This window comes from Mycobacterium montefiorense (assembly GCF_003112775.1).
GTDB classification, from domain to species: Bacteria; Actinomycetota; Actinomycetes; order Mycobacteriales; family Mycobacteriaceae; genus Mycobacterium; species Mycobacterium montefiorense.
The window spans coordinates 158,851-173,056 of sequence record NZ_BFCH01000001.1; the positions used below are offsets into that span (position 1 = coordinate 158,851).

11 protein-coding genes are annotated in these 14,206 nt (G+C 67.2%); 10 read left to right on the forward strand and 1 reads right to left on the reverse strand.

Translation table 11 applies throughout. The features are described 5' to 3' along the window. Window positions 1-13: 13 nt before the first annotated feature. Together miaB and DB708_RS00770 are read left to right on the forward strand one after the other, a co-directional pair. Window positions 14-1,540, forward strand: coding sequence for a tRNA (N6-isopentenyl adenosine(37)-C2)-methylthiotransferase MiaB (gene miaB / locus DB708_RS00765; protein WP_409347539.1), 1,527 nt, complete (start codon window positions 14-16; stop codon window positions 1,538-1,540). Continuing rightward, complete coding sequence (locus DB708_RS00770) at window positions 1,528-2,172, forward strand: Rv2732c family membrane protein (protein ID WP_235616566.1); 645 nt, start codon at window positions 1,528-1,530, stop codon at window positions 2,170-2,172. Before miaB ends, DB708_RS00770 begins: the two co-directional genes overlap by 13 nt. On the opposite strand, the gene DB708_RS00775 is transcribed toward DB708_RS00770, so the two are convergent. Next, window positions 2,169-3,503 (reverse strand): DUF349 domain-containing protein, encoded by a 1,335-nt coding sequence (locus DB708_RS00775; protein ID WP_108920044.1) that lies wholly within the window; start codon window positions 3,501-3,503, stop codon window positions 2,169-2,171. The genes DB708_RS00770 and DB708_RS00775 overlap by 4 nt on opposite strands. Window positions 3,504-3,748: 245 nt before the next feature. Here DB708_RS00775 and DB708_RS00780 point away from each other — a divergent pair, with 245 nt between their 5' ends. From DB708_RS00780 to DB708_RS00815, 8 genes are all read left to right on the forward strand, one after another. Next, complete coding sequence (locus DB708_RS00780) at window positions 3,749-4,651, forward strand: DMT family transporter (RefSeq protein WP_108920045.1); 903 nt, start codon at window positions 3,749-3,751, stop codon at window positions 4,649-4,651. Window positions 4,652-5,106: 455 nt separating this feature from the next. Further along, a complete protein-coding gene (locus tag DB708_RS00785; protein WP_165839687.1) occupies window positions 5,107-6,042 on the forward strand; it encodes a DMT family transporter in 936 nt (311 codons plus the stop codon). Between the two features lie 66 nt (window positions 6,043-6,108). Next, the gene (locus tag DB708_RS00790; RefSeq protein WP_108920046.1) at window positions 6,109-6,795 is read left to right on the forward strand and encodes a class III extradiol ring-cleavage dioxygenase family protein; all 687 of its coding nucleotides are present in this window, start codon (window positions 6,109-6,111) and stop codon (window positions 6,793-6,795) included. Next, window positions 6,792-7,733: a tRNA (adenosine(37)-N6)-dimethylallyltransferase MiaA gene (gene miaA / locus DB708_RS00795; RefSeq protein WP_108920047.1), complete on the forward strand. Its 942-nt coding sequence runs from the start codon at window positions 6,792-6,794 to the stop codon at window positions 7,731-7,733. Before DB708_RS00790 ends, miaA begins: the two co-directional genes overlap by 4 nt. A 4-nt stretch (window positions 7,734-7,737) precedes the next feature. Beyond that, window positions 7,738-8,604, forward strand: a complete 867-nt coding sequence (gene dapF / locus DB708_RS00800) for a diaminopimelate epimerase (RefSeq protein WP_108920120.1) — start codon at window positions 7,738-7,740, stop codon at window positions 8,602-8,604. Between the two features lie 46 nt (window positions 8,605-8,650). Next, complete coding sequence (hflX, locus tag DB708_RS00805) at window positions 8,651-10,090, forward strand: GTPase HflX (protein ID WP_108920048.1); 1,440 nt, start codon at window positions 8,651-8,653, stop codon at window positions 10,088-10,090. 128 nt (window positions 10,091-10,218) lie between these two features. Next, a complete protein-coding gene (locus tag DB708_RS00810; protein WP_108920049.1) occupies window positions 10,219-11,379 on the forward strand; it encodes an acyl-CoA dehydrogenase family protein in 1,161 nt (386 codons plus the stop codon). A 535-nt stretch (window positions 11,380-11,914) separates the two neighbouring features. Then, window positions 11,915-14,188, forward strand: coding sequence for an LGFP repeat-containing protein (locus DB708_RS00815; RefSeq protein ID WP_201263383.1), 2,274 nt, complete (start codon window positions 11,915-11,917; stop codon window positions 14,186-14,188). The last annotated feature ends 18 nt before the right edge of the window (window positions 14,189-14,206 follow it).

Sequence of the window (14,206 nt, forward strand, 5' to 3'; positions counted from 1 at the left end):
GTAGCATGGCCCCGTGACTTCGACAGTGGCGCCAGACGCCGCGAGCCTCTCCGGGGCCGTGGCTGGGTCGGCGCGCACCTATCAAGTTCGCACTTATGGCTGCCAAATGAACGTCCACGACTCCGAGCGGCTCGCGGGCCTGCTCGAGGCGGCCGGTTACATCCGCGCCGCCGCGGGCGCCGACGCGGACGTGGTGGTCTTCAACACCTGCGCGGTGCGCGAAAACGCCGACAACAAGCTGTACGGCAACATCAGCCACCTGGCCCCGCGCAAACGCGACAACCCGGACATGCAGATCGCCGTGGGTGGCTGTCTGGCCCAAAAGGACCGAGACTCCTTGTTACGCAAGGCCCCATGGGTCGACGTCGTGTTCGGTACGCACAACATCGGGTCGCTGCCCACGCTGCTGGACCGGGCCCGGCACAACAAAGTCGCCCAGGTGGAAATCGTCGAGGCGCTCCAGGAGTTTCCGTCGTCGCTGCCGAGCGCTCGCGAATCCGCCTACGCTGCCTGGGTTTCCATCTCCATCGGCTGCAACAACAGCTGCACGTTCTGCATCGTCCCGTCGCTGCGCGGCAAGGAGGTCGACCGCAGCCCGGCCGACATCCTGGCCGAGGTCGAATCGCTGGTGGACGACGGGGTGCTGGAAGTCACCCTGCTGGGCCAGAACGTCAACGCCTACGGTGTCTCGTTCGCCGACCCGGCATTGCCCCGCAACCGCGGCGCGTTCGCCGAGCTGCTGCGGGCCTGCGGAGCTATCGACGGGCTGGAACGCGTGCGATTCACCTCGCCCCACCCGGCCGAATTCACCGACGACGTCATCGAGGCAATGGCGCAGACACCCAATGTCTGTCCCGCCCTGCATATGCCGCTGCAGTCCGGATCCGACCGGATGCTGCGGGCGATGCGGCGCTCCTACCGCGCCGACCGCTACCTCGGCATCATCGACCGGGTTCGCGCGGCCATGCCGCACGCGGCCATCACCACCGACCTCATCGTCGGATTCCCCGGCGAGACCGAAGAGGATTTCGCGGCCACCCTCGACGTGGTGCGCCAGGCGCGGTTCGCGGCGGCGTTCACCTTCCAGTACTCCAAACGTCCCGGCACCCCGGCTGCCGAACTCGACGGACAGCTGCCGAAAGCCGTTGTGCAGGAACGTTATATGCGGCTGATCGAACTGCAGGAACAGATCTCACTGGAGGGCAATCGCGAGCTGATCGGTCAGCGGGTCGAATTGCTGGTTGCCACCGGCGAAGGTCGTAAGGACGCTCGCACGGCCCGCATGACCGGGCGGGTGCGCGACGGACGGCTGGTGCATTTCGCCGCGGATACCGCGGTGCGGCCCGGCGATATCATCACCACGGCGGTCACCGGGGCCGCGCCGCACCACCTGATCGCCGATGCCGGCATCCTGACCCACCGCCGCACCCGAGCCGGTGACGCACATGCTGCCGGACAACGCCCACGCGGTATCGGTCTGGGCATGCCAGGCATCGGGCCTGCCGCCGAACCAGTCGAATCCCTTGGATGTGCCCGATGACGAAAGAACACACCGACTATGACGCCCTGCGAGCCGAGATCGAGGCCGCAGAACGCCGGGTAGCACGCGAGATCGACCCGGGCCCACGGGCATTCGTCGTCGCGATCCTGGTGTTCGTGTTGCTGGGATCGTTCATCCTGCCGCATACCGGTCATGTCCGTGGCTGGGATGTGCTGTTCAGCAGCCACGGCGCCGGTGCCGCCGCGTTGTCGCTGCCATCCAAGGTGTTCACCTGGCTGGCACTGGTTTTCGGTGTGGGCTTCTCGATGGTGGCCTTGCTGACACGGCGCTGGGCGCTGGCCTGGATCGCGCTGGCAGGTACGTCGATAGCCAGCGCGACCGGGCTCTTGGCGGTGTGGTCACGCCAGACCGTTGCCGCCGGTCATCCCGGCCCCGGTATCGGGCTGTTCGTCGCATGGATCACCTTGATTCTGTTGACGTTCCACTGGGCCCGTGTGGTGTGGTCGCGCACGATCGTGCAACTCGCGGCCGAAGAGCAACGCCGACGCGTCAGTGCCGAGCAGCAGTCCAGGACGCTGCTGGAGACCCTCGGCGACGCGGACACTCCCGAGGGCCCCGTCGCCGAGAACCCCGACGCCGAGGCGCCGCCGGACCAGGCGGAGAACCGCTAGCGCTTCAGCGCATCAACGGCGGCCTGCGCCCACTGGCGCCATTGTTCGGCATTGGCCTGTGCCTCTTGGGCTTCTTTGGTCCGGCCGGCCGCGGCCGCCTTGCGGGCCTGCTGCTCGTAGTGCTCGGCGCGGGTCGCGAATTGTTCGGCCCGGGCCTGTGCCTCAGGGTCGGACCAATTCGCTTCACCGGCATCGCGCACCTTCTTTTCGACGGCGCGCAGTCGCCGCTCCAAGTCGGCCGACCGCTCCCGGGGCACTTTGCCGATCGCATCCCATTTGTCGGCGATCGACCGCAGTGCCGACCTGGCCGCTTCGTGATTGCTGGTGTCGATCTTCTCGGCCTCGGCCAGCAGCGCCTCCTTGGCGGTGGCGTTGCCCCGGAATTCATGGTCCTTCTCCGCCGTCGCGGCGTTGCGCGCGGTGAAGAACGCATCCTGGGCGGCCTTGAAGCGGTGCCACAGGGCGTCGTCGACTTCCCGGGTCGCCCGCCCCGCCGCTTTCCATTCGGTCAGCAGCTTTCGGAATTCGGCGCTGGTGCCCGCCCAGTCCGTCGAGTCGGACATCTCCTCGGCCCGCTCGCAGAGCCGTTCCTTGGACTGCCGCACGCCCGCGCGCTCGCGGTCCAACTCAGCGAAGTGCGAACCCCGCCGCCGGTTGAACGCCTCGCGCGCTGCCGAATAGCGCTTCCACAGCGCGTCGTCGACCTTTCGGTCCAGACCGGTGACCGTCTTCCACTCGTCGAGAATCTCGCGCATCCGGTCGCCGGCGACCTTCCAATGCGTCGAGTTGGTGGCCAGGTCCTCGGCCTCCGCGGCCAGTGCCTCCTTGCGTGCGGTCTGCGCGGTCCGGTGCTCGTCGCGGCGGGAACGATCGGCGGCGACCGTGGCGTCGGCGTGCTCCACCAGGATGGTCAGCCGGCCCGCGAGCGCATCGATGTCGCCCAGCACGGAGGCCGTCGGCAACGTCTCGGCCAGTGCGGAGGCGTTGGCTTTGATCTTGCGCGCGTCGCCGCTTCCGGAGGCCAGCCGCTCTTCCATCAGCGTGACCTCGGTGCTCAGGTCCTCGAACCGCCGACCGAAGTGAGCGAATGCGGCCTCACGGTCGCCGGCCTGCCAGGAGCCGATGATGCGTTCGCCGGATGAGCTGATCAGCCACACCGTGCCATCGTCGTCGACGCGGCCGTACTGGTGCGGATTGCTGGCCGGGGGCAACACCAACGGGTGGGCGCTGGGTCGTGCTGTCGGCCCAGGCCCTGGCCGCGGGCCCGGGCGTGGACCAGGACGTGGTGTCGGCTTGGCAGCGTCGCTGGAGCGGGGCGCGTCATCGGTCATGCGCTCGTCACCTACCCTTCGCGCGGTCACATTCCCGCGCACCTGCCGCGCGTAGCGGCACCCGTTCGGTCGGGAGACCTGCTGCCATCAACAGCTGCTCCGTCACCGATTCCAACAGTATTCAAGCAGCTTGGCGGGCTGTATGCCGCAACCTGATCGTCGTTGTTTGGACAGCCCGTTGTGGAACAGTGGTGCACGCAGCATTTTTACTCGTGAATCACGCTCGACTTGGAGAGAACCCGCACATGGACAAGGCCGATATCGCCGCGTTGCTCGCGTTGACTTCGGCGCTGTGCGTCGCGATCGGCGACGTCCTCCAGCAGCGTGCGACGCACCGGATTACCGACACATCGCTTGGCCTGCCGCAGCTGTTCGCCAAATTGGCCCGCAATCAACGCTGGCGATGGGGCGTCCTGATCCTGATCGGCAGCATCGTGTTGCAGGCGGCTGCGCTGGACCGGGGTTCGGTGCTGCTCGTGCAGGCGTTGCTGGTCCTGTCGTTGCTATTCGCACTGCCGATCAGCGCGAAATTGGCCCAGTGCCCGGTGAGTAGCCGGGAGTGGATTTGGGCCGTCGTGCTGACGGCGGCGGTCACCGTGATCGTCACGGTCGGCAACCCGCAGGCCGGCCATTCCAATGCATCACTTCAGACCTGGGCCTACGTGGCGGCGGTGCTGGGGCCGCTGCTGGTCGGGTCCATCGTGGCCGCCCGTATCCGGGGCGGCGCGCTCGCCGCGGTGCTGTTCGCCTTCGTCTCGGGTGCGCTGTGGGGGATCTTCGCGGTACTCACCAAGGGCGTTGTCCATCGGCTCGGCGAAGGTGGCTGGACAGTGTTCGCCAGCCCCGAGTTGTACGCCTGGCTTCTGGTCGCCATCGGCGGTTTCGGGTGGGAACAGTCGGCGTTCCGGGCCGGCGCGCTGACGGCGTCGATGCCGACCCTGCAGGTGTCCCAGCCGGTGGTGGCGGCTTTGCTGGGCGTCGTCGTCCTCGGCGAAACGCTGAACACCGGCCGCGGCGGAATGGTCGCCCTGATCGCAGCCGCGTTGGTGGTGGCGGCGGCCACCGCGGAGCTTGCCCGCGTCGATGCCGTCGCGACCGGTAAGGGCATCGACGCGGCGCTCGGTGGCGCCGTCGAGCAACCGGCGTAATCCTCGCACCCGGCCCGGATAACAGTTCCATTCCACCGTTGCTGGGGGCGTAGGGCGACGTCGCAGTGCCCGGTACGGTAATGGTGACAATTGGTGTTATTGGTACTTGTGGGGCTAGAGGGGGCACGTCAGGATGGCGGAGGGGAGGTCGTTGCGACGGCGGTTTCGTCCCGCGAAATAGTCGCGACGATGGCTGTCACAGAGCAAGCCGGGGCGGCGGCCGGGTGTCCGGCTGTGACACCATTGGGGGCGTTCTTCGGTCCTATCGAGCGTCAGCATCCAGCCACAGCCGTGTCATAGGTTGTACATAGGTTCGTGAACTACGTATTGCGCAGGACCGTTTCTTCGGAAAGCAGCGCGTGTCGCGCACGCAACGGAAACGGTTTTGAAACGGGTAGCGAATACCCGCCGCAGATACTGGCCCTTGGGCCGCGACACCGGGGAGGAGGTCGCAGATGACGAAAACGGACATCGCCGTTGTCCTCGCCCTGCTCGCCGCGTTCGCGTCGGCACTGGGCAACGTTGTCCGTCAGCGTTCAGCGCAGGAGATCACCGACAAACCGGTAGGCCACCTCGAGCTCTTCCGGATGTCGCTGCGCGACACCAAGTGGTGGCTGGGGGCGGGCGGTGCCATCGGCAACTACGCGCTACAGGCCGCTGCGCTGACGCTGGGCTCCGTGATCATGGTGACGGCGTTGCAGGTCACCGCTCTGCTGTTTGCGTTGCCGATCTACGCGCGGATGACCCGGCGCTCGGTCACCCGCTGGGAATGGACTTGGGCACTGCTCCTGGCCGCCGCCCTGGCGGTGGTGGTCATCGTCGGGGATCCGGATCCCGGAGCGTCGCGCGGGACGGTCGGAACTTGGATGGTGGTCGCTCTCGTGATGGGCCCGGCGCTGGTGTTCTGCGTACTGGGTGCGCGGATCTGGTCCGGCTCGGTGGCCGCGGTGCTGCTGGCGATCGTCGCCGGTTCGTCGTTGGCGTTGTTTGCGGTGCTGACCAAAGCCGTCGTCGAGGTCGTCGGAGAAGGCGTCGGTGCGCTGCTGGCCGCGCCCGAGTTCTACGCCTGGATCGCCGCCGCGCTTGCCGGCATGATCTTCCAGCAGTCGTCGTTCCGTGCCGGTTCGCTAACCGCTTCGCTACCGACTTCCGTTGTGGCCAAGCCGGTGGTCGGTTCGATCCTGGGCATGGCGGTGCTGGGTGAGTACCTGGACTGCACCGGGCCGGCGAGGCTGGTGCTCGCGGCGGGGATCGTGGTGGTGGTCGTCGCGACCGTGGCGCTGGCCCGCGGCGAGGCCGCGACCATGTCGAGCAAGGTGGCGGAGAAACTGGCGAAAAAAGCCCTGCGGAAATCGGGGGAGATGCGGCTCGCCGAGGCGGAGTGCGGCTGAGGGTCCCGGGCGGACCGACTGGCCTGTTGGCCTAGCAGACTTCGGCCCTTCAGTTAGTTTGGTGGCGTGCTGAGCGCCATCGCGATCGTTCCTGCCACGCCGCTGCTCGTTCCCGAGCTCACCGGGGCAGTGGCGGCCGAGGTGGCCGACCTGGCCACCGCGGTCTCGGCAGCGGCTGCCCTACTGCCGTCGCGGTGGGTCGCGATCGGAACGGGCGGCGCCGACGATGTGCTGGGCCCCAGCGGGATCGGTAGCTTTGCGGGTTACGGCGCCGACGTGCGGGTCCGGCTCTCGCCCCAGGACTCCGAGCCGGTGGCCGACTTCCCGCTTTGCGCGTTGATCGCCGGCTGGCTGCGCGGCCAGGCCCGGCCCGAGGCCAGCGCGCAGGTACGGGTCTATCGCGGCGATCATGACGTCGACACCGCGCTTGGTCTGGGTAGACAGCTGCGCGTGGAGATCGACCAAGCGCCCGATCCGATCGGTGTGCTGGTCGTCGCCGACGGCGCGAACACGCTGACACCACGCGCGCCCGGCGGTTATGACCCCGGCAATATCGATGCGCAGCGGGCCCTCGACGACGCACTGGCGAACGGCGACACCGCCGCCCTGACCCGGCTGCCGGAGCCGATCCTCGGCCGCGTCGCATTCCAGGTTCTGGCGGGATTGACCGAGCCGGGCCCGCGTGCGGCCAAGGAGCTGTACCGCGGCGCGCCCTACGGAGTGGGCTACTTCGCCGGAGCCTGGCAACCATGAGACCGCTGGCGATTATCGGGCCCACCGGCACCGGTAAGTCGCAGCTGGCCCTCGACGTCGTCGAGCAACTCAGCGGCGAGGTGGGCGCGGAAATCGTCAACGCCGACGCCATGCAGTTCTACCGCGGCATGGACATCGGGACCGCCAAGCTGCCCGTCGAAGCGCGCCGTGGCATCCCGCATCATCAGCTCGACGTCCTGCACGTCACGCAGACCGCGACCGTTGCCCGCTATCAGCGGGCCGCCGCCGCGGATATCGAGGCGATCGCGGCCCGCGGCGCGGTGCCGGTCATCGTCGGCGGGTCGATGCTCTATGTCCAATCGCTGCTCGACGACTGGTCGTTTCCCGCGACCGATCCCGTGGTGCGCGCGCGCTGGGAGCAGCGCCTCGCCGAGGTGGGGGTGGGCGAGCTGCACGCCGAGCTGGCCCGCCGGGACCCGGCCGCTGCCGCCGCGATCCTGCCCACCGACGGCCGGCGCACGGTGCGCGCGCTCGAGGTTGTCGAGCTCACCGGCCAGCCGTTCGCCGCGTCCGCGCCCCGCATCGGTGTTCCACGCTGGGGCACCGCCATTGTCGGACTGGACTGTGACACAACAATTCTTGACCAGAGATTGGCCCGCCGCACCGACAACATGTTCGAGCACGGCCTGGTCGGCGAGGTCCGTGCACTGCTGCGCGACGGCCTGCGCGACGGCGTCACCGCGTCGCGCGCGCTCGGCTACGCGCAGCTGATTGCCGCTTTCGACGCCGACGGCCCGCAAGCTTTGCAGGACGCGCAGGAGCAGACGTACTTCGGTACCCGGCGCTACGTGCGCCGGCAACGGTCGTGGTTTCGGCGCGACCACCGGGTGCACTGGGTCGACGTGGGCGCCGCGACGGATGCCGACCGCGCCCGGATCGTCGTGGACACCTTGCGAGCGTGGCGACACGTACCCTGAACAGGTGATCTTTGCTAAGGGCCACGGCACCCAGAACGACTTCGTGCTGTTGCCCGACGTCGACGCCGCCCTGCCGCTCACGGCGCCGAGGGTGGCTGCGCTCTGCGACCGGCGCCGCGGATTGGGTGCCGACGGAGTGCTGCGGGCGACCACCGCTGGTGCCGCCCTGGCGGTCGGCGTGCTCGACCGGCTGCCCGACGGTGTCGGCGCGAACGATTGGTACATGGACTATCGCAACGCCGACGGGTCCACCGCGCAGATGTGTGGCAATGGTGTGCGGGTGTTCGCGCACTACCTACGCGCCAGCGGCCTGGAATCCCGCGACGAGTTCATCGTCGGATCGCTGGCGGGGGCGCGGATGGTCACCCTGCACCACGCCGACGCCACCAACGCCGACATCACCGTCGACATGGGCAAGGCCAACCGGCTGGGTACGGGGGAGGCAATAGTCGACGGCAGGCGTTTGCGCGGGCTGGCGGTCGACGTCGGTAATCCGCACCTGGCATGCCTGGACGCAGCGCTGAGCGATGACGAGCTTGCCGCGCTGGATGTCGGTGCGCCGGTGCACTTTGACCGCGCGCAGTTCCCCGAAGGTGTGAACGTCGAAGTGCTCACCGCGGCCACCGACGGCGTGGTGCGGATGCGGGTCCACGAGCGGGGGGTGGGCGAAACCCGCTCGTGCGGAACCGGAACGGTCGCGGCCGCGGTGGCCGCGCTCGCCGATGCCGGGGCCGACACCGGCACGCTGACCGTCCGCATACCCGGCGGCGACGTCGTCGTCACCGTCACCGATGCCACTAGTTACCTGCGCGGGCCGTCGGTGCTGGTGGCACATGGCGAAGTGAGCGAGGATTGGTGGCACGCCCAATAATTCGGATGCACGCGCTGGATTTGGCGTGCACTATTGCTAATTGCCTATGACACACCCTGAAACTCCGTACCGCGATCAGCCAGGCGGCCGTCCCGTTGCCGAGCCCAGCGTCGGCGAGCTAGCCCTTGAAGATCGATCGGCGCTGCGCCGGGTGGCCGGGCTGTCGACCGAACTCGCTGACATCTCCGAGGTTGAATACCGGCAGCTGCGTCTGGAACGCGTTGTGCTGGTGGGGGTGTGGACCGAGGGCAGCGCGGCCGACAACCAGGCGAGCCTTGCCGAGCTGGCAGCCCTGGCCGAGACCGCCGGCTCGCAGGTGCTCGAAGGCCTGATCCAGCGCCGCGACAAGCCCGACCCGTCGACCTACATCGGCTCGGGCAAGGCGCAGGAGTTGCGCGAAGTGGTCCTGGCTACCGGCGCCGACACGGTCATCTGCGACGGCGAGTTGTCGCCGGCGCAGCTGACCGCGCTGGAGAAGGCCGTCAAGGTCAAGGTCATCGACCGCACGGCGCTGATCCTGGACATCTTCGCCCAGCACGCCACCAGCCGGGAGGGCAAGGCGCAGGTATCGCTGGCCCAGATGGAGTACATGCTGCCGCGGTTGCGCGGCTGGGGTGAGTCGATGTCCCGGCAGGCCGGTGGCCGCGCCGGCGGCAGCGGCGGCGGGGTGGGCCTGCGTGGTCCCGGTGAGACCAAGATCGAAACCGACCGGCGCCGCATCCGCGAGCGGATGTCCAAGCTGCGCCGCGAGATCAAGGACATGAAGCAGGCGCGCGACACCCAGCGCAGTCGCCGGGTGCACAGCGACCTGCCGTCCATCGCGATCGTCGGCTACACCAACGCCGGCAAGTCCAGCCTGCTCAATGCGCTGACCGGGGCCGGGGTGCTGGTGCAGGACGCGCTGTTCGCCACCCTGGAACCCACCACCCGTCGCGCCGAGTTCGATGATGGCCGGCCGTTCGTGCTCACTGACACCGTCGGTTTTGTCCGCCACCTGCCCACCCAGCTGGTCGAGGCATTCCGCTCGACGCTGGAGGAGGTCGTCGACGCCGATCTGCTGGTGCACGTCGTGGACGGTTCCGACGTCAACCCGGTCGCCCAGATCAACGCGGTGCGCCAGGTGGTCTCCGAAGTGGTCTCCGACCACCACGGTGACCCGCCTGCAGAGCTGCTGGTGGTGAATAAGATCGACGCCGCAAGCGATCTGATGCTGGCCAAGCTTCGGCATGGGCTGCCCGGTGCCGTGTTCGTCTCCGCGCGCACCGGCGACGGGATCGACGCGTTGCGCCGGCGGATGGACGAGCTCGCTGCTCCCACCGATACCGCCGTCGACGTGGTGATTCCCTACGACCGCGGCGACTTGGTGGCGCGTGTGCACGCCGACGGCCGGGTCCAGCAAGCCGAGCACAAGCCCGACGGCACCCGGATCAAGGCTCGGGTTCCCGAGGCGCTGGCCGCGAGCCTGCGGCAATTCGCCACGGACTAGCCACCGTGGTTGACGAGGTCTGCTAGCCGCCGCGAGGTGCCGTCAGGTCGGCCGCCGGGTCAGCTGCCGACCAACCGTCTGGTTGGTATATGTTGGGCGACAGAGTTCCCGTTGGCCGGAGGTTATCCATGAGCAGCGCAATCAGGTACCAACGCACACTGTTCGAACCCGAGCATGAATTGTTCCGCGAGTCCTACCGGGCCTTTCTCGAGCGCCATGTCGCGCCGTACCACGACGAGTGGGAGAAGGCGAAAATCGTCGATCGTGGCGTCTGGCTTGAAGCCGGCAAGCAGGGATTCCTCGGCATGGCGGTGCCCGAAGAGTATGGCGGCGGCGGCAATGCCGACTTTCGGTACAACACGATCATCACCGAGGAAACCACCGCCGGGCGTTATAGCGGGATCGGCTTTGGACTGCACAACGACATCGTCGCGCCGTATTTGCTGGAGTTGGCTAACGAAGAGCAGAAGCAACGCTGGTTGCCAAAGTTCTGCACCGGGGAACTGATCACCGCGATCGCCATGACCGAGCCGGGCACCGGCAGTGACTTGCAGGGCATCAAGACTCGTGCGGTCAAGCAGGGCGATCACTATGTGCTCAACGGCGCAAAGACGTTCATCACCAACGGAATCAACTCCGACCTGGTGATCGTGGTGGCCCAGACCGATCCCGAGAAGGGCTCGCAGGGCTTTTCGCTGCTCGTCGTCGAACGCGGCATGGAAGGCTTTGAGCGGGGCCGACATCTGGACAAGATCGGACTGGAAGCGCAGGACACGGCGGAGTTGTCGTTCACCGACGTCAAGGTTCCGGCCGAAAACCTGCTGGGGGATGAGGGCAAGGGCTTCATCTACCTGATGCAGAACCTGCCGCAGGAACGGATCTCGATCGCCGTCATGGCGGCCGCGGCGATGCAGCAGGTGCTTGATCAGACGCTGCAATACACCAAGGAGCGCAAAGCCTTTGGAAAGCCGATCGGCAGTTTCCAGAACAGCCGGTTTGTGTTGGCCGAGCTGGCAACCGAGGCCACCGTGGTGCGCATCATGGTCGACGAGTTCCTCCGGCTGCATCTGGACAAGAAGCTGACGGCCGAGCAAGCGGCAATGGCCAAGTGGTACTCCACCGAAAAGCAGGTGCACCTGATCGACCGTTGCCTGCAGCTGCACGGCGGCTACGGCTACATGCGCGAATACCCCGTGGCGCGTTCCTATCTCGACGCCCGGGTGCAGACGATCTACGGCGGCACAACCGAGATCATGAAGGAAATCATCGGGCGCGGCCTCGGCGTTTGACGCTCATGATCGCAACCCCGTCGGCTAGCGTCGGCGGCGGTGAACCAATCCTGCTGCCACGCAACAACGAATCGTGGGCGGACGTTCGAAACGCGCGCCGATGGTGACACGGCCGAAGCACAACTAGTGCGCTTACCGTCTGGTTGCCCTGGTGTGCGGCAAAATGGTTGCCGCCCATGAATTGCTTCTTTGCTCGAGTGCATAGCCGGCGAACTGATGGCTTCGCGTACGGTCAGCGCATGTGTTTCGGCTTCGTGGAGCGCGTAATCACCCGCCCACGGCGTGTACGAACATACGATGAGTCGCGACGCGATCGTCGTCCCGCATCATTTCGACATCAGAGCGGTATCCGTTTTCGTAATATTCGCGAATTGCCTTCGCATTTCTTGTTCGCTAGAGCAAAGTTATGCGAGCCCGGCGATATGCGAACTCTGATGGGGTTCGTAACCCGCGTTCGGGGTACCAACCGCTCGCAGGGTCCGCAGGGCACGGGCATGGCCATATTTGAGGGCATATCCGTCGGCTGGGAGGCTTGGTGAACGGGAAGAGAGGTCAAGTGCGCAGGCTCGCCGGGCGGGCGCTGATCAGCGTGGCGACCACAGCGTTGGCCGTCGTGCTGCTGGCACCTACCGCCTCAGCTTCTCCGATCGGCGACGCCGAAGCCGCCATCATGGCCGCGTGGGACAAGGCCGGCGGCCCCACCTCACCGCTAGGCCCCCGCAAGGGCGACGTCTATCCCGTGGCCGACGGCTTCGCGTGCGACTTCGACGGCGGCAAGTTCTTCTTCACCACGGCCACCGGTGCGAAATTCGTGTACGGGCCGATCCTGGAAAAGTACGACATGCTCGGCGGCCCGGCCGGTAGCGATCTGGGATTTCCGACCATCAACGAGGTTCCCGGACTCGCGGGCCCCGACAGCCGCGTGGCGACGTTCTCGGCCAGCGACAAGCCGGTGATTTTCTGGACGCCCGATCATGGCGCGTTTGTCGTGCGCGGCGCGCTGAACGCCGCCTGGGACAAACTCGGTAGCTCGGGCGGCGTTCTCGGCGCCCCGGTCGGAGATGAGACCTACGACGGCGAAGTGTCCTCGCAGAAGTTCGGCGCCGGCCAGATTTCCTGGAACCGCAAAACCAAGGAATTCAACACTGAGCCAGCGGGATTGGCCGACCAGCTGAAGGGCTTGCAGGTAGCCATCGATCCAGCCGCGGCCATCAACATGGCCTGGCGCGCGGCCGGCGGTGTGAACGGCCCGCTGGGCGCCAAGCAGGGCGGCCAGTATCCGATCGGCGGCGACGGAATCGCCCAGAACTTCGCCGGCGGCAAGGTGTTCTTCAGCCCGGCGAACGGCGCGAACGCCCTGGAAAGCGACATTCTGGCGAAGTACGAGTCGGTGGGTGGCCCGGTCAGCAGCGACCTGGGCTTCCCGATCGCCAACGAGTCCGACGGCGGCGTCAGCCCCAACAGCCGGATCGCGACGTTCTCGGCAGCCGACAAGCCGGTGATTTTCTGGAGCTCTGACCACGGTGCCTTCGTCGTGCGCGGAGCGATGAAGGCGGCCTGGGACAAGCTGCGCGGTCCCACCGGCAAGCTGGGTGCCCCGGTCGGCGATCAGACCGTCGACGGCGACGTGATCTCGCAGAAGTTCACCGGCGGCAAGATCTCGTGGAACCGCGCGAAGAACACCTTCTCCACCGACCCGGCGAACCTGGCTCCGCTGTTGTCGGGCCTGCAGGTGTCGGGACAAAACCAGCCGAGTGGTTCGGCAATGCCGCAGCACACCAACAAGTGGTTCACCTGGAGCTGGTGGTACCTGTTCGCCCTGGTCCCGCTGCTGGTTCTGGTGCTGCTGGCGGTGTTCGTGGCGTTGCGGTGGCACCGGCATCGCGCCGAGCGCAATGCCGCGCCCTACAACCTCGATCGCGACGTCGACGTCGGTGGCTACGACGACTCGGGTGAGCCGCGCTGGGGGCCCGATTACGCCGATGCCACGACCGAGCACTTGTCCTATGGCGACGTGCACTCACCGGAGCACCACGACGACGACGCCCCGCGAGTCAGGTGGCCGCATTCACCCGAAACGGTCGAACTGGACGAAGATGCCGCGGCCGGTTACGCCGACGAATCCGTATCCGAGGAAGAGTGGGATCAGTTAGGGGTCGACGACCAGGATCCCGACACGGTCGACACCGATTCCATCCACGTGGTGTCGGCGGACGATCTCACCGAGGCCGGCTATGGCGATGAGGTACTCCAAGCCGGCTACCTGGATGATGTCGAAGTGTCGGAGCGCGCCGATCCGGACACTGAATACACCGATGCGAGCGTTCCGGAAGCCGCCTACCCTGACGCCGCCGAGGAAGACACCCCGTATGCGGAGGCGGGCTATCCGGGTGCCGACGATGAGGAGGCGGCCTATCCCGATGTGGCCGTGCCGCATACGCCGCCGGATCTTGCCGCCGCAAGCGGCGCCACGCCCGGTGCTGCCGCTGCGGGTGATGTCGCGGCCGGCCTCGCCGCCGCGGTAGGCGCTGCATCGCGTGGCGGACGGCACGCCGCCGCGGACGCTGACGGCGAGTCAGACTTCGAGTCGGCAGCCGCCCTCGGGGCACTAGGCCCGGCCGGACGTCCGACGATCCACCTGCCTCTGGATGACCCGTATCTGATTCCCGACGGTTATCCGATCAAGGCGAGCACCCGCTTCGGCCTGTATTACACCCCGGATAGCGACCTCTATCACGACACGCTCGCCGAAGTGTTCTTGTCCAGCGAGGAAGCCGCGCTGGTCAACGGCTTCATCAAGGCCGACTAGATAGCGAACTTTTGCGGC

Coding starts and splice junctions, on each gene's coding strand:
- DB708_RS00770 (WP_235616566.1), top strand. CDS start 1,528: ATGTGCCCGATGACGAAAGAACACACCGACTATGACGCCCTGCGAGCC.
- DB708_RS00775 (WP_108920044.1), bottom strand. CDS start 3,503: ATGACCGATGACGCGCCCCGCTCCAGCGACGCTGCCAAGCCGACACCA.
- DB708_RS00780 (WP_108920045.1), top strand. CDS start 3,749: ATGGACAAGGCCGATATCGCCGCGTTGCTCGCGTTGACTTCGGCGCTG.
- DB708_RS00785 (WP_165839687.1), top strand. CDS start 5,107: ATGACGAAAACGGACATCGCCGTTGTCCTCGCCCTGCTCGCCGCGTTC.
- miaA (WP_108920047.1), top strand. CDS start 6,792: ATGAGACCGCTGGCGATTATCGGGCCCACCGGCACCGGTAAGTCGCAG.
- hflX (WP_108920048.1), top strand. CDS start 8,651: ATGACACACCCTGAAACTCCGTACCGCGATCAGCCAGGCGGCCGTCCC.
- DB708_RS00810 (WP_108920049.1), top strand. CDS start 10,219: ATGAGCAGCGCAATCAGGTACCAACGCACACTGTTCGAACCCGAGCAT.